The organism is Streptomyces sp. NPDC102490 (assembly GCF_044765285.1).
Taxonomy (GTDB): Bacteria; Actinomycetota; Actinomycetes; order Streptomycetales; family Streptomycetaceae; genus Streptomyces.
This window is the reverse complement of record NZ_JBIWJU010000015.1, coordinates 211,085-235,410: the sequence shown is the minus strand read 5'-3', so window position 1 is coordinate 235,410 and position 24,326 is coordinate 211,085. Positions and strand designations below refer to the sequence as shown.

24 protein-coding genes are annotated in these 24,326 nt (G+C 74.2%); 15 read left to right on the top strand and 9 right to left on the bottom strand.

Going from position 1 to position 24,326, the window contains the following annotated elements:
• Positions 1 to 16: 16 nt before the first annotated feature.
• The 4 genes from ACIRGB_RS31675 to ACIRGB_RS31660 all read right to left on the bottom strand — a co-directional run bounded on the left by ACIRGB_RS31675 (position 17) and on the right by ACIRGB_RS31660 (position 2,851).
• Positions 17 to 850: a DUF1206 domain-containing protein gene (locus ACIRGB_RS31675; RefSeq protein WP_403872204.1), complete on the bottom strand. Its 834-nt coding sequence runs from the start codon at positions 848 to 850 to the stop codon at positions 17 to 19.
• Between the two features lie 136 nt (positions 851 to 986).
• Positions 987 to 1,241 carry a DUF5133 domain-containing protein gene (locus ACIRGB_RS31670; RefSeq protein ID WP_403872202.1) on the bottom strand — a complete coding sequence of 85 codons (255 nt, stop codon included), beginning with the start codon at positions 1,239 to 1,241 and terminating at the stop codon, positions 987 to 989.
• A 95-nt stretch (positions 1,242 to 1,336) separates the two neighbouring features.
• Positions 1,337 to 2,209, bottom strand: coding sequence for a SigB/SigF/SigG family RNA polymerase sigma factor (locus ACIRGB_RS31665; RefSeq protein ID WP_403872200.1), 873 nt, complete (start codon positions 2,207 to 2,209; stop codon positions 1,337 to 1,339).
• A 183-nt stretch (positions 2,210 to 2,392) separates the two neighbouring features.
• Complete coding sequence (locus ACIRGB_RS31660) at positions 2,393 to 2,851, bottom strand: ATP-binding protein (RefSeq protein WP_403872198.1); 459 nt, start codon at positions 2,849 to 2,851, stop codon at positions 2,393 to 2,395.
• 151 nt (positions 2,852 to 3,002) lie between these two features.
• Here ACIRGB_RS31660 and ACIRGB_RS31655 point away from each other — a divergent pair, with 151 nt between their 5' ends.
• The 3 genes from ACIRGB_RS31655 to ACIRGB_RS31645 all read left to right on the top strand — a co-directional run bounded on the left by ACIRGB_RS31655 (position 3,003) and on the right by ACIRGB_RS31645 (position 5,494).
• A complete protein-coding gene (locus ACIRGB_RS31655; protein WP_403872196.1) occupies positions 3,003 to 3,218 on the top strand; it encodes a hypothetical protein in 216 nt (71 codons plus the stop codon).
• Between the two features lie 48 nt (positions 3,219 to 3,266).
• Complete coding sequence (locus tag ACIRGB_RS31650) at positions 3,267 to 4,745, top strand: aminotransferase class I/II-fold pyridoxal phosphate-dependent enzyme (protein ID WP_403872194.1); 1,479 nt, start codon at positions 3,267 to 3,269, stop codon at positions 4,743 to 4,745.
• Positions 4,746 to 5,038: 293 nt separating this feature from the next.
• On the top strand, positions 5,039 to 5,494 hold the full coding sequence (locus ACIRGB_RS31645; protein WP_403872192.1) for a cyclic nucleotide-binding domain-containing protein: 456 nt from the start codon (positions 5,039 to 5,041) through the stop codon (positions 5,492 to 5,494).
• Between the two features lie 18 nt (positions 5,495 to 5,512).
• On the opposite strand, the gene ACIRGB_RS31640 is transcribed toward ACIRGB_RS31645, so the two are convergent.
• Together ACIRGB_RS31640 and ACIRGB_RS31635 are read right to left on the bottom strand one after the other, a co-directional pair.
• Entirely contained in the window at positions 5,513 to 6,823 is a 1,311-nt protein-coding gene (locus ACIRGB_RS31640) for an MFS transporter (protein ID WP_403872190.1), read from the bottom strand.
• Between the two features lie 98 nt (positions 6,824 to 6,921).
• Positions 6,922 to 7,536, bottom strand: a complete 615-nt coding sequence (locus ACIRGB_RS31635; RefSeq protein ID WP_403872188.1) for a LysE/ArgO family amino acid transporter — start codon at positions 7,534 to 7,536, stop codon at positions 6,922 to 6,924.
• An 80-nt stretch (positions 7,537 to 7,616) separates the two neighbouring features.
• Here ACIRGB_RS31635 and ACIRGB_RS31630 point away from each other — a divergent pair, with 80 nt between their 5' ends.
• From ACIRGB_RS31630 to ACIRGB_RS31620, 3 genes are all read left to right on the top strand, one after another.
• Positions 7,617 to 8,516 (top strand): LysR family transcriptional regulator ArgP, encoded by a 900-nt coding sequence (locus tag ACIRGB_RS31630; protein WP_403872186.1) that lies wholly within the window; start codon positions 7,617 to 7,619, stop codon positions 8,514 to 8,516.
• A 124-nt stretch (positions 8,517 to 8,640) separates the two neighbouring features.
• Entirely contained in the window at positions 8,641 to 8,892 is a 252-nt protein-coding gene (locus tag ACIRGB_RS31625; protein WP_403872185.1) for a WhiB family transcriptional regulator, read from the top strand.
• Between the two features lie 61 nt (positions 8,893 to 8,953).
• Positions 8,954 to 9,307, top strand: a complete 354-nt coding sequence (locus tag ACIRGB_RS31620; protein WP_403872183.1) for a DUF488 domain-containing protein — start codon at positions 8,954 to 8,956, stop codon at positions 9,305 to 9,307.
• A gap of 34 nt (positions 9,308 to 9,341) precedes the next feature.
• On the opposite strand, the gene ACIRGB_RS31615 is transcribed toward ACIRGB_RS31620, so the two are convergent.
• Positions 9,342 to 11,015 carry an FAD-binding dehydrogenase gene (locus tag ACIRGB_RS31615; protein WP_403872261.1) on the bottom strand — a complete coding sequence of 558 codons (1,674 nt, stop codon included), beginning with the start codon at positions 11,013 to 11,015 and terminating at the stop codon, positions 9,342 to 9,344.
• 23 nt (positions 11,016 to 11,038) lie between these two features.
• On the bottom strand, positions 11,039 to 11,662 hold the full coding sequence (locus tag ACIRGB_RS31610) for a TetR/AcrR family transcriptional regulator (RefSeq protein ID WP_403872181.1): 624 nt from the start codon (positions 11,660 to 11,662) through the stop codon (positions 11,039 to 11,041).
• A gap of 128 nt (positions 11,663 to 11,790) precedes the next feature.
• Between ACIRGB_RS31610 and ACIRGB_RS31605 the strand changes: the two genes are divergently transcribed.
• The 3 genes from ACIRGB_RS31605 (at position 11,791) to ACIRGB_RS31595 (ending at position 14,486) form a co-directional block, all read left to right on the top strand.
• Positions 11,791 to 12,420, top strand: a complete 630-nt coding sequence (locus tag ACIRGB_RS31605) for an alpha-ketoglutarate-dependent dioxygenase AlkB (RefSeq protein ID WP_403872179.1) — start codon at positions 11,791 to 11,793, stop codon at positions 12,418 to 12,420.
• 77 nt (positions 12,421 to 12,497) lie between these two features.
• A complete protein-coding gene (locus ACIRGB_RS31600; protein ID WP_403872177.1) occupies positions 12,498 to 13,244 on the top strand; it encodes an MBL fold metallo-hydrolase in 747 nt (248 codons plus the stop codon).
• A gap of 9 nt (positions 13,245 to 13,253) precedes the next feature.
• Positions 13,254 to 14,486, top strand: coding sequence for a DUF4032 domain-containing protein (locus ACIRGB_RS31595; protein ID WP_403872175.1), 1,233 nt, complete (start codon positions 13,254 to 13,256; stop codon positions 14,484 to 14,486).
• Positions 14,487 to 14,502: 16 nt separating this feature from the next.
• On the opposite strand, the gene ACIRGB_RS31590 is transcribed toward ACIRGB_RS31595, so the two are convergent.
• A complete protein-coding gene (locus ACIRGB_RS31590; RefSeq protein ID WP_403872173.1) occupies positions 14,503 to 15,375 on the bottom strand; it encodes a universal stress protein in 873 nt (290 codons plus the stop codon).
• 211 nt (positions 15,376 to 15,586) lie between these two features.
• Between ACIRGB_RS31590 and ACIRGB_RS31585 the strand changes: the two genes are divergently transcribed.
• The 6 genes from ACIRGB_RS31585 to ACIRGB_RS31560 all read left to right on the top strand — a co-directional run bounded on the left by ACIRGB_RS31585 (position 15,587) and on the right by ACIRGB_RS31560 (position 24,247).
• A complete protein-coding gene (locus ACIRGB_RS31585; protein WP_403872171.1) occupies positions 15,587 to 17,263 on the top strand; it encodes an FAD-dependent oxidoreductase in 1,677 nt (558 codons plus the stop codon).
• The gene (locus tag ACIRGB_RS31580; RefSeq protein ID WP_403872169.1) at positions 17,260 to 18,753 is read left to right on the top strand and encodes an ATP-binding protein; all 1,494 of its coding nucleotides are present in this window, start codon (positions 17,260 to 17,262) and stop codon (positions 18,751 to 18,753) included. Before ACIRGB_RS31585 ends, ACIRGB_RS31580 begins: the two co-directional genes overlap by 4 nt.
• Positions 18,750 to 19,103 carry a UBP-type zinc finger domain-containing protein gene (locus ACIRGB_RS31575; RefSeq protein ID WP_403872167.1) on the top strand — a complete coding sequence of 118 codons (354 nt, stop codon included), beginning with the start codon at positions 18,750 to 18,752 and terminating at the stop codon, positions 19,101 to 19,103. The genes ACIRGB_RS31580 and ACIRGB_RS31575 overlap by 4 nt, the downstream gene beginning before the upstream one ends.
• 54 nt (positions 19,104 to 19,157) lie before the next feature.
• The gene (locus tag ACIRGB_RS31570; RefSeq protein WP_403872165.1) at positions 19,158 to 22,124 is read left to right on the top strand and encodes an AAA family ATPase; all 2,967 of its coding nucleotides are present in this window, start codon (positions 19,158 to 19,160) and stop codon (positions 22,122 to 22,124) included.
• Positions 22,125 to 22,206: 82 nt separating this feature from the next.
• Positions 22,207 to 23,511, top strand: coding sequence for a CAP domain-containing protein (locus tag ACIRGB_RS31565; protein ID WP_403872163.1), 1,305 nt, complete (start codon positions 22,207 to 22,209; stop codon positions 23,509 to 23,511).
• 58 nt (positions 23,512 to 23,569) lie between these two features.
• Positions 23,570 to 24,247 (top strand): AIM24 family protein, encoded by a 678-nt coding sequence (locus tag ACIRGB_RS31560; RefSeq protein WP_403872161.1) that lies wholly within the window; start codon positions 23,570 to 23,572, stop codon positions 24,245 to 24,247.
• The last annotated feature ends 79 nt before the right edge of the window (positions 24,248 to 24,326 follow it).

Sequence of the window (24,326 nt, the reverse complement as noted above, 5' to 3'; positions counted from 1 at the left end):
CCCCGTGCCGGGCCGCTCAGACCCTCCGCCAGCGGGCGAGAGCGAAGGAGAAGACGCCGAACAGCACCAGACCCGCGGCGACACAGCCCAGCAGCCAGGGGCCGAGGGAGGTGTCGGCGAAGGAGCGCAGGGTGTCGTCGAGTCCCTTGGCCCGGTCGGGTGCGTAGTCGACGGCGGCCCGTACGGCGAAGGCCCCCGCCACGGCGAACACGATGCCGCGGGCCGTTCCGCCGCCGACGCCGGTGACGTCGACCAGCAGCCGGGCCCGCGGGCTGAGGCCGCCGGGCTTCAGCTTCTTGCGATAGGTGCGGCGCAGCGCCTGTACGGCGATCACCACCCCGGCGACGACGATCGCGGCGCCGGCGGCGCCCACGAGCCACCGGCCGGCGGGTATCTCCATCACCCGGGCCGTGACGTCGCGGGACTGCCGGTCGCTGGAGCCGTTGCCGCCGGTTCCGGCCGCGAAGGCCAGTACGGAGTAGGCGACGAACGCGTAGAAGACACAGCGGGCGGCGGCGGGCAGCCGCTTCTTCGCCGTGTGCCCGTCCTTGCCGGTGACTCCGAAGACCGCCTCGGACAGCCTCCACAGGGCCATGCCGACGAGGCCGGCGCCCAGCGCCCACAGCAGCACCGCGCCGAAGGGCTGGTCCGACAGCTCGGCCAGGGCGCCGCCCCGGTCCGCCTGCCGGTCTCCGCTGCCGAAGGCGATCCGCAGGGCCAGGATGCCGACCAGCAGGTAGATGACGCCGCGAGCGGTGAGCCCCGCCCGGGCGGCCCCCTCGGCCGCCGATCCGTTCGCGGCCCGCCGGGCGTGGCCTCGGCCGGTACGTGCCAGGACACGTGCGTTCATGTGGACCTCCCCTCCCGGACTCCGCATGCCCCGGCATCGGCCGCGTACACCGCAGTGCCGGTGGACGGACGACCGCCCGTACACCGACTGGTGGTGTACGGGCGGTCGTCCGTCGTGCCCCTGGCCGTTCCTCGCGTCAGTCCGCCGCTGCCGCGTGCGCGCCGCCACCGGGGACGGGCTCCGGTGCCCGCGCCGACGCCTCCGCGAGCCGGCGCCGGGCGGTCTCCAGGGCCCGCTCCACATCACGGGTACCGGTGGACACGCACAGCGTGTACTCCAGGTCCCGGGTCCGCGGGCCGGGCCGGCCCGTCGCGTCGGCGGGCTCGTTCACCGCGGCGGCCTCGTACTCCGCCAGGAGTCTGCGCAGCACCGCGGGGTGTGGCATCAGCATCCGTCCGTCCCTCCCTCCCTGTGTTCCCTGTGTTGCAGGTATTCCCGGTGGTGCCGGGGTCGCCGTTCCGTCCGGCTCGTCGTCCCGTCCGCCCATCAGGTCCGCGCCGAGTGGCCGGGGCGGGCCGTGCGCTGTCCCAGGGCCTCGTCGCGGACACGGGCGCAGCTGCGGCTGATGAGCCGCGAGACATGCATCTGCGAGATGCCCAGGCGGTCGGCGATCCGGCTCTGCGTCATGTCCTCGAAGAAGCGCATGTAGAGAATGGCGCGCTCCCGCTCGGGCAGCCTGCGCAGTCCCTCCTTGGCGGACTCGCGGTCGATCACGGTCTCGTAGGAGGTGTCGGCCGCGCCGAGGGTGTCCGCGAGGCTGTAGCCGTCGTCGCCGGCCGACAGCTCGGCGTCCAGCGACAAGGTGCTGAAGCTCTCCAGCGCCTCCATACCGGCGCCGACCTCGTCCTCGGTCAGCCCGGTGTGGGCGGCCAGGGCGGCCACCGAGGGTTCGGGGCTGCCCGGGCTCTGGGCGAGTTCCCGGCGGGCGACGCGCACCTTGTTGCGCAGTTCCTGGACCCGCCGGGGCACCCTCAGGGCCCACATCCGGTCACGGAAGTGACGCTTGACCTCACCGGTTATCGTGGGCACGGCGTAGCTCTCGAAGGCCCCGCGCTCCGGGTCGAAGCGGTCGATGGCCTTGACCAGGCCGAGCGCCGCGACCTGGCGGAGGTCCTCGATGGACTCCCCCCGGTCCCGGAACCGCCCGGCGATCCGGTGGGCCATGGGCAGCCAGGCCGTGACGAGTTCGTCGCGGACGGCGTCACGCTCGGGTCCGTCCGCCAGCCCCGCGAGGCGGCCGAAGAGGGCCATGGTGTCGGGGGCGTCGTCGTGCCGACGGCGGGCGGAAGCGTTCGAGGGGTCGTCGGGCTGGGTGGACTGGGGGGTATCGGGACGGATGGTGGGCGTTTCTATGAGCATGCGGATCCGCTCCTGAACGGTGGTCTCAGGGGACTTCCGCGGGAACGGCGCTGTCCGGGGCGCCCGGGCGCACCCGGGGCACCGAAGCAGCCGTACCGCTCCCGCTGCTGCGCCTCCGGTCCGAAGCACGAAACTGCGACTGCCCCTGCCCCGGTGGAACAAACTCCGCTTTTCGAAAAGTCATCAGGACAGCGGAACGACCACGGTGATGCACTTGCCTCCCGAGGGAAGATCTGCCACCCGCACCTCGCGGGCCAGTCGGCAGACGATCGGCCAGCCCCGGCCGCCGAGGCGCCGGCGGCCCCGGTCGTCCGTGGCGGGCACCGCCACCGGCAGGTCGTGGCTGCGGTCGCACACCGACAGGCGCACGCCCGGCCGCACGCCGGGTCCCACGACGTCGACCCGGAAGTCGGTGACGCCGCCGCCGTGCAGGATGGCGTTGGTGGTCAGCTCCGAGGCGACGAGCACGGCGTCCGACAGGGCTCCCGCGTCGCACGCCGCGCCGCCGTGGACGCCGGGGCGGTCGGTGACGGCCCGTTCGACCGCCCTGCGCGCGTCGGCCGGCCTGCACGGCCGGTTCCGGCGGCAGGTGTCCTCGCCGCGCCGGGCGACGACGGGTTGAGTCGTGTCCCTGTCACTCATGGGTCAGCTCCCTGGTCGGTGGGACGGTCCGGTCCGGCCGTGCGCGCGCCGCGGCCTCACTGTCGGCTGACCTTTGCCGGTACGGCCAAACATCCGGTCCTCCGTACGGCCCGGGAGCCATCCGGGCGCCCAACGGGGGTATGCGGAGGGTATGACGGATGTTGTGGACTCGGACGAACTGCTGCGCCGGATGCACCGCGCGAGGACCTGCGCGCTGGAGGAGGGGCGGAGCTGGCGGGCGCGCAGCGAGGAGCTGCGGTCGACCGACCCGGAGGCCTCGCGGGAGGCGGCCGTACGGACGGTGGCGTACGAGGCCGTCCTGCGGGTGCTCGACGAGGTGCTGACCCCGGGACGGCACGATCGGTGAGGGACCGCGGAGCGGATTGACGCGGCGCCGGACGGGAAACCGGTCGGCATGACAGCCGATCACAGCCGAGCACCGGTCCTGGAAGCCCTCGTCGAGTACCGCCGCGACGGGCGGCTGTCGTTCACGCCGCCGGGGCACAAGCAGGCGCGCGGGGCGGACCCCGCGGTGCGCGAGGTGCTGGGCGACGCCGTGTTCTACGGTGACGTGCTGGCGACGGCCGGACTCGACGACCGGCTCACCCGGGGGCGGGTGCTGCAACGGGCCCAGGAGCTGATGGCGGACGCCGTCCACGCCGATCACACGTTCTTCACGACGTGCGGGAGTTCCCTGTCGGTGAAGGCGGCGATGCTGGCGGTCGCGGGGCCGCACGAGAAGCTGCTGATCGGTCGGGACGCCCACAAGTCCGTGGTCTCGGGGCTGATCCTGTCCGGCATCGAGCCGGTGTGGGTGGAACCGCACTGGGACGCGGAGCGGCATCTGGCCCATCCGCCGTCCGCCGAGGCGTTCGAGGAGGCCTTCGCCGCCCACCCCGACGCCAAGGGCGCCCTGGTCACCAGCCCGACGCCGTACGGCGCGAGCGCCGATCTGCGGGCCGTCGCCGAGGTCTGCCACCGGCGTTCGGCGCCGCTGATCGTCGACGAGGCGTGGGGGGCGCACCTGCCCTTCCACCCCGATCTGCCGTCCTGGGCGATGGACGCGGGCGCCGACATCTGCGTGACCAGCATCCACAAGATGGGCAGCGGTCTGGAGCAGGGCTCGGTGTTCCATCTGCGCGGCGACCTGGTGCAGCCGAAGCTCCTCGGCATGCGCGCCGACCTGCTGAGCACCACGAGCCCCTCGGTACTGATCTTCGCCGGTCTCGACGGCTGGCGCCGCCAGATGGCGCTCGACGGGCGGGAGCTGATGGGCGGGGCGCTGGAACTGGCGGCGGACGTGCGCGCGGCGATCGAGGAGATCGACGGCATGCACGTCAACGACCGCGACGACTTCTGCGGCCCCGGGCGGGCGCACGGCTTCGATCCGCTGCCGGTCGTCATCGACCTCGACGGGCTCGGCATCTCCGGCTTCCAGGCGGCGGACTGGCTGCGGGAGAACCGCGGTGTGGTCGCCCACCTCACCGACCACCGCCGCATCGGCGCCCAGATCACCCACGGCGACGACCGGGAGACCGCCGACGAGCTGCTCACCGCGCTCAAGGACCTCGCCCGCGCCGCCCCCGGCCTCGCCCCCGCTCCTCGGGTCGAGGTGCCGTCGCCGGCCGAGCTGCGGATGCCGCAGGTGTGCCTGCCCCGGGACGCGTTCTTCGGTCCCACCGAGGACGTGCCCCTGGACCGGGCCGCCGGCCGGGTCGCGGCGGAGATGATCACCCCGTATCCGCCCGGTATTCCGGCCGTGCTGCCGGGTGAGCGGCTGGCCGAGCCGGTGCTGCGCTATCTGCGCAGCGGCCTGGAGGCCGGGATGTACCTCCCCGACCCGACCGATCCGGCGCTGGAGACGGTCAGGGTCGTCGCGGAGCCCGGCGAGTGAGCCGGATCACGCGGCGGGGGCCGGTTTCGCGGAACGGCCCAGGATGGTTTAGCGTTCATCCATACGTGGCGACGGAGTCGACGGACAACGTCCTCCGCTGCCACCGCATACGGCCCTGGCCGGCCTCCCCCGTCCGGCCAGGGCTTTTTCATGCCCTGGCGCTCCCGTCCCCGATTCCGGCACGGAATCCGTACGGGATCCCGCCGTCCGCCGAGGTGCTCAGCGCGGCGACAGCGACTGAAATGGGCATAGGGAAAGCCCCGGAACGAATCGCCGGCGAGGAGTCCCGTGCCATGACCAAAGCGATCAAACTCCTGACCGCCCTCCCCCTCCCCCAGCGCGCGCGGCTGATGGAACTGGCCCAGGAGGTCTCCTTCCCGGAGGACGACCGGATCTTCGAGGCGGGAGGCAGGGCGGACCGCTTCTGGGTCATCCGCTCCGGCGCGGTCTCCCTGACCCAGCAGGTGACGTCCGTGCAGCGGGTCACGGTCGCCAGCCTCGGCGTCGGCGACCTGCTCGGCTGGTCCTGGCTGTTCCCGCCCTACGAGTGGGACTTCGGCGCCGAGGCGTTCAGCCCGGTGCGCGCCTACGAGTTCGAGGCGGCGTCGGTGCTCGACCTGTGCGAGCGCGACCCGCAGCTGGGCATCGTGCTGGTGCGGTCGGTCGCGGAGATCCTCGCCCACCGGCTGGAGTCCACCAGGAGCCGGCTCATGGAGCACTACGCGCTGCACGGACGCGGCTCCCTGTGAGCCGGCGCCAAGCGGACGTCAGACGCGGTAGCGGCGCAGCGCCGGCACCGCCGCGGCCAGGGCCAGCATCACCGCCACCACCAGCAGCCCGCCGCCGGCCACCGCCTCCCGCGCGCCGAAGGCGGAGCCCGCGCCGCCGTGCAGGACGTCGGCCAGCCGCGGGCCGCCCGCCACGACGACGGTGAACACGCCCTGCATGCGCCCGCGCATCTCGTCGGTGACCGCGGACAGCAGGATCGCCCCGCGGAACACCATGGAGACCATGTCGGCGACACCGGCCACGGCCAGGAACGCCACCGCGAGCCACAGGCTGCCGCTCAGCCCGAAACCGGTGATGGCGGCCCCCCAGACGACGACCGCGCCGATCACCATCCAGCCGTGCCGGCGGGCCCGCGAGAAGGTGCCGGAGAACAGTCCGCCGGCCACCGCGCCGATGGGGATCGCCGCGAACAGCAGGCCGAGCGCGAGCCCCTCGCCCCAGGGCGCGTACGTCTCGGCGGCGAGTTGCGGGAACAGGGCCCGGGGCATGCCGAGGACCATGGCGACGATGTCGGCCAGGAAGGACAGCAGCAGCACCTTGTGCCCGGCGATGTAGCGGAAACCGGCCACGACCTCGCGCACGCCCGCACGCCGCACCGCGGTGCCCGCCAGCGGCGGCAGGGACGGCAGCCGGTGCACCGCCCACACGGTGACGCACAGGGCCAGGGCGTCGATCAGGTACAGCTCCGGCAGTCCGATCACCGGGATCAGCGCACCGGCCAGCAGCGGGCCGACCACCTGCCCGGTCTGCATGACGGTGGAGCCGAGGGCGTTGGCGGCGGCCAGCTCGCCCTCGGGCACCAGGCGGGCGATGGAGGCGTTGCGGGCCGGGGCGTTGAGGCCCCAGAAGGCCTGTTGCAGCGCGAGCAGCAGCATCAGCGCCGCCACCGACTCCAGCCCGGCGACCGCCTGTGTCCAGAAGAGCAGCGAGGTCACCGCGATGCCGGTGTTGGTGATCAGCAGCAGCTTGCGGCGGTCCATGGTGTCGGCCACCGCGCCGCCCCACAGCGCGAACACGATGAGCGGCAGCAGACCGGCGAGGCTGGCGGCGCCGACCCAGGCCGAGGAGCCGGTGATGTCGTAGATCTGCTTGGGTACGGCGACCGCGGTGAGCTGGCTGCCGACGGCCGTGACGATGGTCGAGGACCACAGTCTGCGGTAGGCCGGGCGGCGCAGGGGGCGGGTGTCCATGGCCCAGCGGCGCCACCCCCGTTGCCGTGCGCCGTCCGGCGCCGGGGCCGTGGTGTCCGGTGCGGTGCCGCTCTCGCCGCTGCTCTCGGTGGTGTCCACGCGCTTCCTACGTGCTCGGTACATCTTTCGGTTGCGGGGATCACTATCGCAGCTCCGTTCGAGCACGCGGGAACGCGCGTGGCCTCATCCGGGCCGGCTCAGGCCCCGGCGATGAGGGAGACACCGAGGACGATCATGGTGGCGGCCACCAGGCCGTCCAGGACCCGCCAGGCCGCGGGCCGGGCCAGGAAGCGGCCGAGGTAGCGGGCGCCGAAGCCGAGCGCGGCGAACCAGACCAGGCTGGCGACCGCGGCCCCGAGGCCGAAGGTCCAGCGCAGCGGCCCCCGGTCGGCGGCGACGGAGCCCAGCAGGAAGACCGTGTCGAGGTAGACGTGCGGGTTGAGCCAGGTCAGCGCCAGGCAGGTGAGCACGGCCCGGCGGCGCGAGCCCGCGGCGTCGCCGTCCGTCCGCAGCGCGCCGGACGGACGGAACACCCGGCGGGCGGCCAAGGCGCCGTAGCAGAGCAGGAAGGCACCGCCGATCCAGCCGACGGCCCGCAGCGCGCCCGGCCAGGCCACCACCACCGCACCGACGCCGCCGACACCGAGGGCGATGAGCACGGCGTCGGACAGCGCGCAGATCCCGACCACGGCGAGGACCGCGTCGCGGCGGACCCCCTGGCGCAGGACGAAGGCGTTCTGGGCGCCGATGGCGACGATGAGCGAGAGTCCGGTGCCGAAGCCTGCGGCGGCGGCCGTGAGGGCGTTGTTCATGCCCTCGACGCTAAGCGGGCGATCACCGGACGTACAGCTAAAGATTCTTACGTAACATTAGGGATCGTGATGACGACGTGATGACGACCTTCGCGGAGCTGCCGCTGGACCACGTGCGCACCCTGCTGGCCGTGGTGGACGAGGGCACGTTCGACGCGGCCGCCGCCGCCCTGCACGTGACGCCGTCCGCCGTCAGCCAGCGGGTGAAGGCGCTGGAGCAGCGCACCGGCCGGGTGCTGCTGCTGCGCACCAAGCCGGTGCGGGCGACCGACTCCGGTGCCGTGCTGGTGCGGCTGGCCCGGCAGGTGGCGCGGCTGGAGCGGGACGCCTCGGCCGAGCTGGGCCTGAGGGGGCAGGGCGAGCCGACCCGGGTGTCGGTGGCGGTGAACGCTGACTCGCTGGCGACCTGGTTCCTGCCCGCCCTGACCGGCCTCCCCCGGGAGCCCGCCCTCTGCTTCGAGCTGCGCCGCGAGGACGAGGGCCACACGGCGACGCTGCTGCGGGAGGGCGCGGTGATGGCGGCGGTGACGTCCTCGCCCGAACCGGTGCCGGGCTGCACCGTCCGGGAGCTGGGCCGGATGCGCTATCTCCCCTGCGCCGCGCCCGCGTTCGCCGCCCGGCATCTGACCGGGCCGCCGCGGGAGTCCGTCGCCGACGCCCCCGTGGTGGTCTTCGACCGGCGGGACGACTTCCAGGACGCCTTCGCGCGACGGCTCGGTCACGACGGCGCGAGTGCCGCGCGGCACTATGTGCCGACCTCGGAGGGTTTCGCCGAGGCCGTCGCCGCCGGTCTCGGCTGGGGCATGGTGCCGCAGCCGCAGGCGGACCCCCTGCTGGGCACCGGCCGGCTCGTCTGCTTCGCCCCGGATCTGGCGGTGGACATCACGCTGTACTGGCAGCAGTGGAAGCTCGACTCCCCCGCACTGGCCGCGGTGGCGGACGCCGTGGTGACGGCGGCCGCGCGGGCGCTGCGCCGGTAGGCGCCCGGCACCGGCGCGGCGACCCGGGGCGGTCTCGCCGGTTTCGTACCGCTGCCGACCGGTCACCCGCAACGGAGTAGGCCATGCCCGAAGACGCGAACGATACCGATCGCAGGTGACTTTGATGGACAACTGGCGAGAGCACGCCGCATGCCGGACGGAGGACCCCGACCTCTTCTTCCCGATCGGCACCACCGGCCCGGCCGCATTGCAGACCGAGCAGGCGAAGGCGGTCTGCCGGACCTGTCCGGTCCAGGAGCAGTGCCTGCGCTGGGCGCTCGACACCGGGCAGACCCTCGGTGTCTGGGGCGGCACCGGCGAGCTGGAACGCCGGGCGCTCAAGCGGCGCGAGACCGCACGCCGGAGGTCGGGCTGACCCCCGGTTCCCGCGCCGGGCACAGCCGGGCGCGAGCATCGTCGACCGTGGGAGGAGTGCCATGAGCGTGCGCGTACGCCGCGTCTACGACCCGCCGGAGCCGGACGACGGCGTGCGCGTCCTGGTGGACCGGCTGTGGCCCCGGGGCGTGTCGAAGGACGCGGCGCGGGTCGACGAGTGGCCCAAGGGACTCACCCCGTCGACCGAGCTGCGCCGCTGGTACCACGCGGACGAGGGCTCGTACGAGGAGTTCGCGCGCCGGTACGAGGCCGAGCTGGCCGCACCGGAGGCGCGCGAACTCCTCGACCGCGTACGGGAACTGGCCGCCAAGGGCGAGGTGACGCTGCTGACCGCGGCCAAGGCGCCCGGCGAGAGCCACGCCGCCGTGCTGCTCCGTCTCCTCGACGAAAGGTGAGGGGCGCGGAGCAGTCGGCGGACGCGCGCGTCGTTCAGGCGGTCTGCCGTGCCGCGGCCCGGCCCGCCGCTCGTCCGGAGAACAGGCAGCCGCCGAGGAAGGTGCCCTCCAGCGCGTTGTAGCCGTGCACCCCTCCCCCGCCGAAGCCGGCCACCTCACCGGCCGCGTACAGGCCCTGGACCGGGGTGCCGTCGGCGCCAAGGGCGCGGGAGTCGAGGTCGGTCTGGATGCCGCCGAGGGTCTTGCGGGTGAGGATGTGCAGCTTGACGCCGATCAGCGGACCCGCCGCGGGATCGAGGATGCGGTGCGGGGCGGCGACCCGGCCGAGGCGGTCGCCGATGTAGCGGCGGGCGTTGCGGATGCCCTGTACCTGGGCGTCCTTGGCGTAGGAGTTGGCCAGTTGCAGGTCGCGGGCCTCGATCTGACGCCTCAGCACCGCGGCGTCCAGGAGCGGTTCGTCGGTCAACCGGTTCATCTTCTCGACCAGTTGCTCCAGGTCCGGCGCGGTCACGAAGTCGGCGCCGTGGCGCAGGAACGCGTCCACCGGGGCCGGTGCGCCCTTGCCCAGCACGCGTTCGCGCAGGAAGCCGACGCGGTCCTTGGCGGTGATGTCGGGGTTCTGCTCGGAGCCGGAGAGCGCGAACTCCTTCTCGATGATCTTCTGGGTGAGGACGAACCACGAGTGGTCGTGCTCCGCGAGCCCCTCGGCCGTGCGCAGATGACGCAGGGTGCCCAGGGTGTCGTAGCCGGGCAGGTACGGCTCGGGCAGTCGGCGGCCGAGCGCGTCGAACCACATGGAGGACGGCCCGGGCAGGATGCGGATGCCGTGGCCGGGCCAGATCGGGTTCCAGTTGCGCAGGCCTTCGGTGTAGTGCCACATCCGGTCGCGGTTGACCAGGCGGGCGCCCGCCTCGGCGCTGATGTCGAGCATCCGCCCGTCGACGTAGGCGGGGACGCCGGTGACCATCTCGGCCGGCGGGGTGCCCAGGCGCTCGGGCCAGTGGCGGCGGACGATGTCGTGGTCGGCGCCGATGCCGCCGGAGGTGACGACGACGGCCTGGGCGGTGAGTTCGAACTCTCCGGCCGCTTCACGGCTGGAGGCGACGCCGCGCGGTGAGTCGTCCGGCACGAGGAGGGTACCGCGCACCCCGCGCACGGTGCCGCCCTCGACGACCAGGTGGTCGACGCGGTGGCGGTGGTGGAAGGTGAGCAGCCCGTCGCGCGCGGCCTGCCGCGCGTACCGCACGAAGGGCTCGACGACCCCCGTGCCGGTGCCCCAGGCGATGTGGAAGCGGGGTACCGAGTTGCCGTGCCCGCCCGCCCTCAGGTCGCCGCGCTCGGCCCAGCCGACGGTGGGCAGGAAGGTGATGCCGTGCCCGGCCAGCCAGGACCGCTTCTCGCCCGCCGCCCACTCCACGTACGCCCGCGCCCAGCGCACCGCCCAGGAGTCCTCGTCCTCGGTCCGGTCGAAGCCCGCGCTGCCCTGCCAGTCGTTCCAGGCCAGGTCGAAGGAGTCCTTGACGCCGAGCCGGCGCTGCTCCGGGGAGTCGACGAGGAAGAGGCCGCCGAGGGACCAGAAGGCCTGCCCGCCGAGATCGGCCGCGTTCTCCTGGTCCACCAGGGCGACCCTCCTGCCCCGGCTGGTCAGCTCGTGGGCCGCGACCAGGCCCGCCAGACCCGCTCCGACCACGATGACGTCGGCATCCATGGCGACCGTCCCTTCCTGTTGTGTCATTGACGCGTGCTGCCGTCGGTGAGCAGCGCGGTGAGCAGCTGTCCCAGCCAGATGCGGGCGCCCGCAGCGTCCCGGTCCAGGAGCAGTTGGGTGGTGACCCCGTCGTAGGCGGCGACCACGGCGTGCGCGGCTTCCCCGGCGTCGCCGAGCACGGCGGGCAGCGCGGTGTGTCCGCGGGCCCGGGCGAGCCGGTCGGCGATCGCGCGCCTGAGGCGGGCCCGGTGCTCCAGCAGGGTGCGGGCGACCTCCGGGTCGCGGGCGGCGTGCACCAGGAAGTCCGTCTTCACCAGGAGCCAGTCGCGGTCGAGCAGCAGCACCTCGGTGACGCGCTCCACGGCGGCGGGCACGTCCAGGTCGGGGCCGTCGGCGGCGAGGGCGGCGGTCACCTGCTCGGCGATCAGGTCGGCCCGCTGCTCATAGAGGGCGAAGAACAGCTCGTCGAGGCTGTCGAAGTTGGAGTAGAAGGCGCCCCGGCTGTACCCGGCGGCCTCGCAGACCTCCTCGATCGACACCCGTCCGAAGCCCTTGGCGGCGAACACCGCGAACGCGGCGTCCAGCAGGTTCGCGCGGGTGCGCACGCGCCGCCTGGTCACCCGCCCGGTGGTGGCCCTCGCCGTCATGCCCGGCCCCTTCGCTCGGTTCGATGCATGAATGTATCGGATACACCAGCGTATCGAAAGGGGCGGTCACGGAAGGGTCTCCACGACACAGTTAGAACATACTTTCGAACAAGGGGTAGGCTGGTCGCATGACCACGCACCTCCAGGGCTCGCTCTTCGACCAGACCGACGAGGTCCGGCTGGGCCCGCTCGACGGGCTGCGCCGCACCCACCTCGGCTCCGGAGCCTGGATCGACCTGCTCCCCGGGTGGCTGAGCGGCGCCGACGCGCTGTTCGAGCGGCTGGCCGCCGAGGTCCCCTGGCGCGCGGAACGGCGTGAGATGTACGAGCGCGTCGTCGACGTACCCCGGCTGCTGGCGTTCTACGGCGCGGCCGACCCGCTGCCGGACCCCCTGCTGGCCGAGGCGCGCGACGCGCTGTCGGCCCACTACGCCGAGGAACTGGGCGAGCCCTTCAGCACCGCGGGCCTGTGCCACTACCGCGACGGCCGGGACAGCGTGGCGTGGCACGGTGACCGGATCGGGCGCGGCGCGCGCCAGGACACGATGGTCGCCATCCTCTCGGTGGGCGCGCCCAGGGACCTGCTGCTGCGCCCGGCGCGCGGCGGCGGGCAGACCGTGCGCCGCCCGCTGGGCCACGGCGACCTGGTCGTGATGGGCGGCTCCTGCCAGCGCACCTGGGAACACTGCGTCCCCAAGACCACCCGCGCCGCCGGGCCCCGCATCAGCGTCCAGTTCCGCCCGCACGGCGTGCGCTGAGGGCCGGGCAACCGCCCGCGCACCGGTTCTGGTTGGCTGTTCCGCGCGGGGACATCCGACCTGGAACGCGGGAGACCATGAGCGCGGACGTACGGCACGTGGCCGACGGCACCTACCTCGTACACGGCGGCCACACCAACTGGGTCATCCTCACCGAGGGCGACGCGGTGACCCTCGTCGACACCGGCTACCCCGGCGACCGCCGGGCCCTGCTCGACTCCCTGGCCGCCGTCGGGAGTTCACCCGAGGCGGTGGCGGCCGTGCTGATCACCCACGCCCACAACGACCACCTGGGCTCGGCCGAGTACCTGCGCGCCACCCACGGCACCCCGGTCCTGCTGCACGAGGCCGAGGTGCCCCACGCGCGGCGCGACTTCCTCCAGCAGGTGTCGGTCGGCACGGTGCTGCGCAACGCCTGGCGTCCCGGCGTGCTGCCGTGGATGGCGCACGTGCTGCGCACCGGCGGCACCGAGCATCACCCGGTGACCGCGCCCGCGCCCTTCCCGGCGGACGGCCCCCTCGACCTGCCCGGCCGCCCGGTGCCGGTGCACACCCCCGGGCACACCGACGGCCACTGCGTCTACCACCTCCCCGACGCCGGGGTGGTGATCTCCGGCGACGCGCTGGTGAGCGGGCACGCCCTCTCCCGGACCGAGGGACCGCAGCTGCTGCCCGACCTGTTCCACCACGACCGGGCCCGCGCGATCGCCTCGCTCGACGTCGTCGCCGGGCTGGCGGGCGACTGCCTGCTGCCGGGGCACGGCCGCGTCCACCGCGGGCCGGTGAAGGACGCCGCAGAACGGGCCCGGGAACGGGCGTTCTAGAGTCGGGGCATGGCCTTGCAGATCAGCGCCACCAATCCGGAGCACCCCGCGCTCCTGCTCGAACTGCCCTGGCAGCTGCCCCTGGAGCAGTGGCCCGAGGAGTACCTCGTGCCCCTGCCCCGCGGCATCTCCCGGCACGTGGTCCGCTACGCGCGCGCCGGGGACGAGGTGATCGCCGTCAAGGAGCTGGCCGAGCGGCCCGCGCTGCGCGAGTACCAGCTGCTGCGCGACCTGGACCGGCTCGCCATCCCGGCGGTGGACGCGCTGGCCGTGGTCACCGGCCGCTCCGACGCCGTCGGCGAGGCGCTGGAACCGGTGCTGGTCACCCGCCACCTGGGCGGCTCGCAGCCCTACCGGTCGATGTTCGAGACGACGCTGCGCCCGGCGACCATGCACCGGCTGATGGACGCCCTCGCGGTGCTGCTGGTCCGGCTGCACCTGGCCGGGTTCGCCTGGGGGGACTGCTCGCTGTCCAACACGCTCTTCCGGCGCGACGCGGGCGCCTACGCCGCCTACCTGGTCGACGCCGAGACCGGGGAACTGCACCCGCGGCTGAGCGAGGGCCAGCGCGACTACGACCTGGACCTGGCCCGGGTGAACATCAGCGGCGAGCTGCTCGACCTGGAGGCGTCGGGGGCGCTGCACCCGTCCGTCGACCCGGTCGACTTCGGCGCCGAGATCTGCGCCCGCTACCGGAGCCTGTGGCAGGAGCTGACCCGCACGTCCGTCTATCCGGCGGGCAAGTACCACTACATCGAGCGCCGGATCCGGCGGCTGAACGACCTCGGCTTCGACGTGGCCGAGATGCAGATCGAGCACGCCTCCAACGGCGACACCGTCACCTTCGTGCCCAAGGTCGTCGACGCGGGCCACCACCAGCGCCAGCTGCTGCGCCTGACCGGCCTGGACGCCGAGGAGAACCAGGCCCGGCGGCTGCTCAACGACCTGGAGAGCTGGATGGCCACCCAGGACGACTACGCCCCGGGCGACCCCCTCGGCGCCCGCCCGGAGGTCCTCGCCCACCGCTGGGTGCGCGAGGTCTTCCGGCCCACCGTGCGCGCCGTGCCGCCGGAGCTGCGCGGCGCGATGGACCCGGCGGAGATCTACCACGAGCTGCTGGAGCACCGCTGGTACCTGTCCGAGCGGGCCCAGCACGACATCGGCCTGGACACGGCCGTCGAGGACTACCTCGTCAACGTCCTGCCCAGGGCCCGGGAGACCCTCCGGCCCACGGCGGACTGAGCGGCGCGGCGGCCGCTCAGGTGTGCGGGACCACCGCCACCGGGCACTCCGCGTGGTGCAGCACGCCGTGCGCCACCGAGCCGATCCGGGCGCCGACGGCCGTACGCCGGGCGCGGCGCCCGACGACCATCAGCTGGGCGTTCCGGGACACCGACAGCAGCACCTGGCCCGCGCTGCCCATCTCCACGTGTTCGACCACCGGGACGTCGGGGAAGCGCTCGCGCCACGGTGCGAGCGCCTCGCCGAGCGCCTTGTGCTCGTACTGCTCCAGGCCCCCGGCCTCGTCGGCCAGCGTCATCGAACTGGGGCTGTAGGTGAAGACGGTCGGCAGCGTCCAGGCCCGCACCGCGCGCACGGTGGCGCCCCGCGCGGCGGCCGCCTCGAAGGCGAACCCGATGACGTCGGCGCTGTCCTCCGGCTCGCCCTGCTGGCCCACGACGACCTCGCGGCCCGCGGCCTCGCCGGCCGCCTCGGCACCGGCCCGCACGAGGACGACCGGCCGGGTCGCCTCGGCGATCACCTGCTGGCCGACGGAGCCGAGCAGGAAGCCGACGACCGCCCCGTGGCCGCGCGAGCCGAGCACCAGCGTCTCGGCGTCGGCCGCGGCGCCGAGCAGCGCCGCGACGGTGTCGCCCTCGCGGACGTCGGTGGTCACCGCGAGGTCGGGGTGCCGTTCGGTGGCCGTCCCGACCGCCTCGGCGAGGGCGTCCCGCGCCCAGCGCTCCTGTGCCTCCCGGTCCACCGCGCCGGCCGCGCCCTGCTCCTGGAACCGCCAGGCGTGCACGACGTGCAGCGGAGCCCGGCGGCGGACCGCTTCCCTCGCCGCCCAGGCCAATGCGGCCAGGCTCTCCTCCGAACCGTCCGAGCCTGCCGTGATCGGGCGCGTCATGCGGGTCCCTCCCTGGGTCGCGGGAACGTCGTTCTCGCGGCCCAGTCTTCCCCAAGCCGCCCGCGCCCCCGCACGGGGGGAGCGGCCGGAGGCCGCCGGTCTCCCCCACGCCGCCCGAGCGAGGGCCCGCGATCGAACATACGATGGCCGCAGGCCGGTGCGGTGACGGGGACGCCGTGCCGTGAATCCGGCCGCTCGACGTGGGGGACGTATGGCACAGGCCGACGGGGAGACACGGACCGTCATCATGACCGTGGACGACGATCCGGGGGTCTCCCGCGCCGTCGCCCGCGACCTGCGGCGGCGCTACGGCGCCACGTACCGGATCGTGCGCGCGGAGTCCGGCGAGTCGGCGCTCGGCGCACTGCGGGAACTGAAACTGCGCGGCGACCTGGTGGCCGTGATCCTCGCCGACTACCGGATGCCGCAGATGAACGGCATCGAGTTCCTGGAACAGGCCCTGGACGTGTATCCGGGCGCCCGGCGGGTGCTGCTGACCGCGTACGCGGACACCAACGCGGCGATCGACGCGATCAACGTCGTCGATCTGGACCACTACCTGCTCAAGCCCTGGGACCCGCCCGAGGAGAAGCTGTACCCGGTCCTGGACGACCTGCTCCAGGCCTGGCGCACCGGCGACCACCGTCCGGTGCCCAGCACCAAGGTCGTCGGGCACCGCTGGTCGGCGCGGTCCTCGGAGGTCCGGGAGTTCCTGGCCCGCAACCAGGTCCCGTACCGCTGGTACTCCGCCGACGAGCCCGAGGGGCGGCGGCTGCTGTCGGCGGCCGGGCAGGACGGGCAGCGGCTGCCGGTGGTGATCACGCCGGACGGGACCCCGTTGGTGGAGCCGGAGGCGCCCGACCTGGCCGCGCGGGTGGGCCTGGCGACCACGCCGACGGCCGACTTCTACGACCTGGTGGTGATCGGCGGCGGCCCGGCGGGGCTCGGCGCGGCCGTGTACGGGGCCTCGGAGGGGCTGCGGACGGTGCTGGTGGAGCGGTCGGCGACCGGCGGGCAGGCCGGGCAGAGCTCCCGCATCGAGAACTACCTGGGCTTCCCCGACGGCGTCTCCGGCGGCCAGCTCACCGAGCGGGCCCGGCGGCAGGCGGCGAAGTTCGGCGCCGAGATCCTCACCGCGCGCGAGGTGACCGGCCTGGAGGCGAACGGCGCGGCGCGGGTGGTCCGGTTCTCGGACGGCTCGGAGATCGCCGCGCACAGCGTCATCCTGGCGACCGGCGTGTCCTACCGGCAGCTGACCGCGCCGGGCACGCACGACCTGGCCGGCTGCGGAGTGTTCTACGGCTCGGCGCTGACCGAGGCGGCCTCCTGCCAGGGCCACGACGTGTACATCGTCGGCGGTGCCAACTCGGCGGGGCAGGCGGCGATGTATCTGGCCCGGGGCGCCAAGTCCGTGACGCTGCTGGTGCGCGGCGAGTCCCTGGCGGCGTCGATGTCGTACTACCTGATCCAGCAGATCGAGGAGACGCCCAACATCCACGTGCGCTGCGGCACCGTCGTCGACTGCGCGCACGGCGACGGCCACCTGGAGCGCCTGACCCTGCGCGACGCGGTCAGCGGCGACACCGAACTCGTCGACGCGCAGTGGCTGTTCGTGTTCATCGGCGCGGCCCCGCTGACCGACTGGCTGGACGGCACGGTGCTGCGGGACGAGCGCGGCTTCATCCTCGCCGGGCCCGACCTCACCCCGGACGGGCGGCCACCGGCCGACTGGGAGCTGGACCGGCCGCCGTACCACCTGGAGACCAGCGTCCCGGGCGTGTTCGTGGCGGGCGACGCCCGCGCGGAGTCCGCCAAGCGGGTCGCGTCCGCCGTCGGAGAGGGAGCCATGGCCGTGATGCTCGTCCACCGGTACCTGGAGCAGTCGTGAGCGGGCGGCCGATGCCGTGCAGCCCCGAGGAGATCGGGAAGCTGTTCCTGTTCGAGGGGCTGACGCCCGAGCAACTGGGCCGGCTGTGCGCCGAGGGCCGGGTGGAGCTGTTCGACCCGGGCCCCGTGTACGCCGAGGGCGAGGACGCCACCTGCTTCTACGTGATGCTGGAGGGGACGGTCGTGCTGACCCGCCGGGTCGGCGGGGACGAGGTGGAGACCAACCGCACCTCGCAGCGCGGGGTGTACGCGGGCGCGATGCAGGCGTACGTCGGCGACCGGGTACCGCAGGTCTACACCAACTCGATGCGGGTCACCGAGCCGACGCGGTTCTTCGTGCTCCCGGCGGACACCTTCGCGGCCGTCATGCGGGAGTGGTTCCCGATGGCGGTGCATCTGCTGGAGGGGCTGTTCTTCGGGTCCAAGAACACCCAGCGGGCCATCGGCCAGCGCGAGCGGCTGCTGGCGCTGGGCTCGCTGTCCGCGGGTCTCACCCACGAGCTGAACAACCCGGCGGCGGCCGCGGTGCGGGCCACCTCGTCGCTGCGGGAGCGGGTGGCGAAGATGCGGCACAAGCTCGCCGTGATCGCCGAGGGCCCGTTCTCCCGCGACGCGCTCGCGGGGCTCATCGAGATACAGGAGCGCACGGCGGAACGGGTCGCCAAGGCGCCCTCGCTCAGCCCGCTGGAGGCCGCCGACCGGGAGGACGCCCTCGGCGACTGGCTGGAGGACCACGGGATCGAGCAGGGCTGGCGGCTGGCGCCGGCCTTCGTGCAGGCCGGTCTGGACACCGAGTGGCTGGAGCAGGTCGCGGCGGCGGTGGACGCGGAGATCCTGCCGGGAGCGGTCGGCTGGCTCAACTACACGGTCGAGACCGAGCTGCTGATGAACGAGATCGCGGACTCCACCGCCCGCATCTCGCACCTGGTGGACGCGGCCAAGCAGTACGCGCAGCTCGACCGGGCGCCCCACCGCACGGTCGACGTCCACGAACTCCTCGACAGCACCCTGCTGATGCTCTCCGGGAAGATCGGCCCGCGGATCGAGGTCGTCAAGGAGTACGACCGTACGGTGCCCCCGGTCCCGGCGTATCCGGCGGAGCTGAACCAGGTGTGGACCAACCTGATCGACAATGCGGTGTCCGCGATGAACGGCGCGGGCGGCGAGGGGACGCTGACCGTGCGGACGGCGCTCCACCACGACCGGCTGCTGGTGGAGTTCCGGGACACCGGCACCGGGATCGCCCCGGAGATCCGGGAGCGCATCTTCGACCCGTTCTTCACCACCAAACCGGTGGGCGAGGGCACCGGGCTCGGTCTGGACATCTCCTGGCGGATCGTGGTCAACAAGCACCACGGCAGCCTCCAGGTCGAGTCCGTGCCGGGCGACACCCGGTTCCAGGTGCTCCTGCCGCTCACCGCCGCGGAAGCCGAACCGACCGATCCGACCGAACCGACCGATCCAGCCGATCCGACCGAGGAGCCGGTATGACCAGCGACACCGGAATCGACCCCACCGTCCCGCCGAGCGGCACCGGCTGCGCCGAGTGCGACGCGGCCGGCGGCTGGTGGTTCCACCTGCGGCGCTGCGCGAGCTGCGGCCACGTCGGCTGCTGCGACAGCTCGCCGGGACAGCACGCGACCGGCCACTACCGGTCCACCGGGCACCCGGTGGTGCAGAGCTTCGAGCCGGGCGAGGACTGGTACTGGGACTACGCGACCAACGAAGTCCGCGAGTCGGGCCCGGACCTCGCCCCGCCCGGCAGCCACCCGGCCGACCAGCCGTCGCCCGGCCCGGCGGGCCGGGTCCCGGCCAACTGGGCGGCCTCCCTCCACCGCTGAGCCGACCGCGCGGCCGGGGAACGGGGAGGCCCGCCGCCCGGCCCGCGTGTCAGGATGGGCGGCGTGTCGCAGACCTCACTCACCAGCCCGCTCGTCGGCCGCGAGGACGAACTCGCGCGTCTCACCGGCGTGCTGGAGCGCGCCCGCGCCGGGGAGGCCCGCGCGGTCCTCGTCGCCGGGGACGCCGGGGTCGGCAAGACCCGGACCCTGGACGAGGTCGCCGGGCGGGCCGCCGCGGCCGGGACGACCGTGCTCACCGGCCACTGCGTGGACCTGGGCGACGTGGGTCTGCCGTATCTGCCCTTCACGGAAATCCTGGGCCTGCTCGCCGCCGACGAGCGGTTCGCCGCCGTGCTGGCCGGGCATCCGGTGGCCGACCGGCTGCTCGGCGGCGGCCCGGACGGCGGGGCCGAGGCCGCGCCCTCGCGGCTGCGGCTCTTCGAGGGCGTGGCCACCCTGCTGACCGACCTGGCGGACGTCGCACCGCTGCTGCTGGTCCTGGAGGACCTGCACTGGGCCGACCAGTCCTCCCGGGACCTGCTGAGGTTCCTGCTCAGCCGGGGAGTCCTGCAACGCCCGGCGGGCGGGGCGCCCGGCCACCGGCTCGCGCTGTTCGCCTCCTACCGGGCGGACGACCTGCACCGGCGCCATCCGCTGCGCCCGCTGCTGGCCGAGCTGGTGCGCCTGCCCGGCGTGGAGCGGCTGGAGCTGCGTCCGCTGCCGGACGCCGACGTGGCCCGGCTGGTGCGCTCGCTGCGGCAGCGGCGGCTGCCGGACACCACCGTGCGCCGGATCGTCGAACGGGCCGAGGGCAACGCCTTCTACGCCGAGGAGCTGGTCGCCGCCACGGACGCGCCGGCCGGGGGCGTCCCCAGCGGGCTGGCCGACGTCCTGCTCATCCGGTTCGAGCAGCTGTCCGAGACCGCCCAGCAGGTGCTGCGCACCGCCGCCGTGGCGGGCCGCCGGGTGGGGCACGACCTGCTGCGGGACGCCGTCGGGCTGCCCGAGGAGGAGCTGGAGTCGGCGCTGCGCGAGGCGGTGGAGCGGCAGTTGCTGGTCTCCGGCGACGGCGGCACCTACTCCTTCCGGCACGCCCTCGCCCGGGAGGCGGTCTACGCCGATCTGCTGCCCGGTGAACGGGCCCGGCTGCACGGCGCGTTCGCCCGGCTGCTCGCCGGTCCGGACCGCCGCTCGGACCACGCGGCCGAGCGCGCGCACCACTACCGCGAGAGCCACGACCTGCCCGAGGCGCTCGCCGCGTCCCTGGAGGCCGCCGACCACGCCCAGCTCCTCGGCGCGCCCGCCGAGGAGCTGCGGCACGTCGAGGCGGCGCTCGACCTGTGGACGGCGGTCGACGCCGCCGCGCGTCCCGCCGGACCCGACGCGGTGACGCTCACGCTGCGCGCCTCGGCGGCCGCCGTGCACGCCGGGGAACTGCACCGCGCGGTCTCCCTCACCCGCTCCGCGCTGGCCGGCCTCGGCCAGGACGCCGACCTGGAGCTGGCCGCCCGCGTCCGCTACACCCTGGCCGGTCATCTGCTGAGCGTCGACAACCTGGAGTCCGCGTACGCCTACAGCAGCGAGGCGCTGGCCCTGATCCCCGCCGAGCCGCCCTCGGCGACGTGGGTGTGGGCGGCGGCCACGCACGCGACGGCGGCCCGCCAGGTCGGTGAGAACGAGACGGCGCTGCGGGTGGCCCGCCGGGCGCTGAGGGCCGCCGAGGAGCTGGGGGTCACCGACGCCCGCGCCGATCTGCTGATCTCCCTGACGAGCCTGGAGGGCCACAACCGCGCCACCCCCGAGGGCCGGGAGCGGCTCCTGGAGGCACGCGAGCTGGCGCGGCGGGCGGGCAACGCGCCCGTGGAGCTGCGGGCCCTGTTCAACCTCGCCATCGGCTGCTTCGAGTCCGGCGACCTGGAGGAGTGCCTGCCCTGGGCGTCGGAGGGACTGGACCGGGCCCGCCGCTCCGGGCTGCTGTCCTCGCCGTACCCGCGGGAGATGCGGTATCTGGCGCTGCTGGTGCGGTACACGCTGGGCCACTGGGACGAGGTGCTGCGCGAGTCCGCAGAGGACGCCGGGGAGCGGTCGGCCGTGGACGGCCACGCCCTCGGCCCCGGACTGTACGTGGCGCTGGCGCGCGGCGACTCGGGGGTGACCGACCGGGCCCGCGCCCTGTTGAGCGGGCCGTTCGACTGGATGGCGCGGATGGTCGCGGGGATCGTGCTGACCGACGCGGCGGCGCTGCGCGGGGACGCGGAGGACGCCGTGCGGTGGATGCGGTCCAGCGTCGAGACGCTCACCGAGGCGGGCACGCGGCCCACCGTGACCCTCCGGCTTGCCACCCTCGCGCTGTCCGCCGTCGCCGACACCGTGGGCGAGCTGCGCCGGGCCGGGGACGACGCCGGGGTGGCCCGCTGGTCGCAGACGGCGGCCGAACTGCTGGCCGACGCCCGCTGGTCCGCCGCGCACGGCTACGACGACGTCCCGCAGGGCCCGGAGGGCCAGGCGTGGCTGGCGCGCGCCGAGGCCGAGTGGTCCCGGGTGGCCGGCGCCGCGCCGGACCCGGCGGCGTGGGAGAAGGCGGTGGCCGCCTTCACGTACGGCGACGCCTACGAACGGGCGCGGTGCAGGCTGCGGCTGGCCGAGGCCCTGCTGGCCGCCGACCGCCGCGAGGAGGCGGCCGCCGAGGCCGACGCCGTGCGCCGGGAGGCCGACCGGCTCGGCGCGACGGTGCTGCGCGAGCGGCTCGACGACCTGGCCCGCCGCGGCCGGCTCACCGGCCCGGCACCGGCCGGCGCGGGCGCCGCCGCGCTGACCGCCCGCGAGCAGGACGTCCTGCGGCTGCTCGCCCTCGGGCACAGCAACCGCCGGATCGGGGAGGAGCTGTTCATCAGCGCCAAGACGGCCAGCGTCCACGTGTCCAACATCCTCGCCAAGCTGAACGCGGCGAGCCGCACGGAGGCGGTCGCGGTCGCCCACCGGCGGGGCCTGGTCGCCCCGGAGCCGACGTCGTCGCACTGAGGGAGTCGCGGGAACCCCCGCCGCCGGGCGGACGTTGACCCGGCACCGGTACCCGGAGCGCACCACGACACAGGGCGGCACGATGAGCGACTTGGTCCCCGGGGGCAACGTCCCTCTGCCGGGCGGCCCCGTGAGCGTACGGGTGCCCGGCGGCTTCGACGTGTCGGCGCTCGTCACGGACGACGGCGGCAAGGTCGCGAGCGACGAGGACTTCGTCTTCTACAACCAGCCGGAGGCACCCGGCGCGAGGCTGCGGGGCGACACGCTCACCGTCGATCCGGCGCGGCTGCGGCCGGGCGCCACCCGGGTGACGGTGGCGGTCGGCCCCGCGGACCCCGGCACCGCCCTGAGCGCGCTCCCTTCCCCCACCGTCCACCTCACCGACGCCGGCGGCCGGGCCGTCACCCGGTTCACCCCCGCGCGTCCCGGGCAGGAGGCCGTGCTGCTGCTCGTGGAGTTGTACCGGCGCGGCGAGGGCTGGAAGGTGCGCGCCCTGGGGCAGGGGTACGCCGACGGACTCGCCGGACTCGCCCGGGACTTCGGCGTGGAGGTGACCGACGACGCGCCGCCGGGACCCGCCGCGGCGCCGGCCCCGGTCCCGCCCTGGACCGAGTCCGACGACTTCCTGGAACTGGTCAACACCGCTCGCGCCGCAGCCGGTTCACCCCCCGTGCGGGCCGACTCCCGGCTGCTCGGCGCGGCCCGGGCGCACGCCGCCGCGATGGCCGCCGCAGGCACCCTGAGCGTCGAGACCCGGGACGGCGTCTCGGTCCACCAGCGCGTCGTCTCGGCCGGGTTCGCGTATCTCACCGTCGGCGAGCACCTGGTCTCGGGCCCGCGCACGCCCGCCGAGTTCGTCGCGTACTGCCTGCGCGCCGAGCGCACCCGGCGCACGCTGCACGACGGCCGTTTCACGCACGCCGGGTGGGCGCACGTCACCGGCGGGCCCTCGGGCGACACGTACTGGACGGCGGTGTGGGCCGTGCCGCTCACCCCGGACGGCCTGGCCCGCACGACGGCTCACGTCGTCGACCTCACCAACCGGGAGCGGGCCGGGGCGGGACTGCCCGCCCTGGCCGTCGACGCCCGGCTGACCGCCGCGGCGCAGGCGCACAGCGCGGACATGGTGGCCCGCGACTTCTACTCCCACACCGATCCGGACGGCGGCAGGCCCTGGGACCGGGCCGCCGCCGCGGGCGCCGCCCGGCGCACGGTCGGCGAGAACATCGCCTGCGGCCAGCGCTCCCCCGCCGACGTGGTCGAGGGCTGGATGAACAGCCCGGGACACCGGGCCAACATCCTCAAGGCCGACTTCACCCACCTCGGTGTCGGGCTGGCCGGCGGCGGCCGGGCGGGCACGTACTGGACCCAGCTCTTCGGCGGCTGAATCCGCCCACCCGCACCCGATCTTGGCGGAACGGGACGCTCCGGGACAGGATGCCGTCATGAAGGGTGACCTCTTTTCCAGCGAGCACATGGTGCAGCCCGCCACAGCGCCGGGCATGACCGTCGAGAACTCCAAATGCATCCGTTACGCGGTGAACGGCGAGATGCTCGCCCGGCAGGGCGCGATGATCGCCTACCGGGGTGATCTCCAGTTCGAACGCAAGGGCCAGGGCGTGGGCGGCATGCTCAAGCGCGCGGTCACCGGCGAGGGGCTGCCGCTGATGGCGGTGCGCGGACAGGGCGAGGCCTGGTTCGCGAACGAGGCCCAGAACTGTTTCATCGTCGAGGTGGAGCCGGGCGACGAGTTCACCGTCAACGGCCGCAACGTCCTGTGCTTCGACGCCTCGTTGTCCTACCGCATCGCCACCGTCAAGGGCTCGGGCATCGCCGGTGGCGGACTGTTCAACAGCGTCTTCACCGGGCAGGGCAGACTGGGCCTGGTGTGCGAGGGCAGTCCCCTCGTCATCCCGGTCTCGCAGCAGTATCCGGTCTACGTCGACACGGACGCGATCGTCGGCTGGTCCGCGGGGCTCTCGACCTCCCTGCACCGTTCGCAGTCGATCGGCTCGATGCTGCGCGGCGGTTCGGGCGAGGCGGTCCAGCTGCTGCTCCAGGGCGAGGGCTTCGTCGTCGTACGGCCGAGTGAGGCGACGCCGCAGAAGACGCAGCAGCACTGACCCCCTCCTGCCTTCCCCCGGGCCCCCGGAATCCGTGTTGACCTTGGAGGCGTCGCGCGAAAGGGTGCGAAGGGGCGCG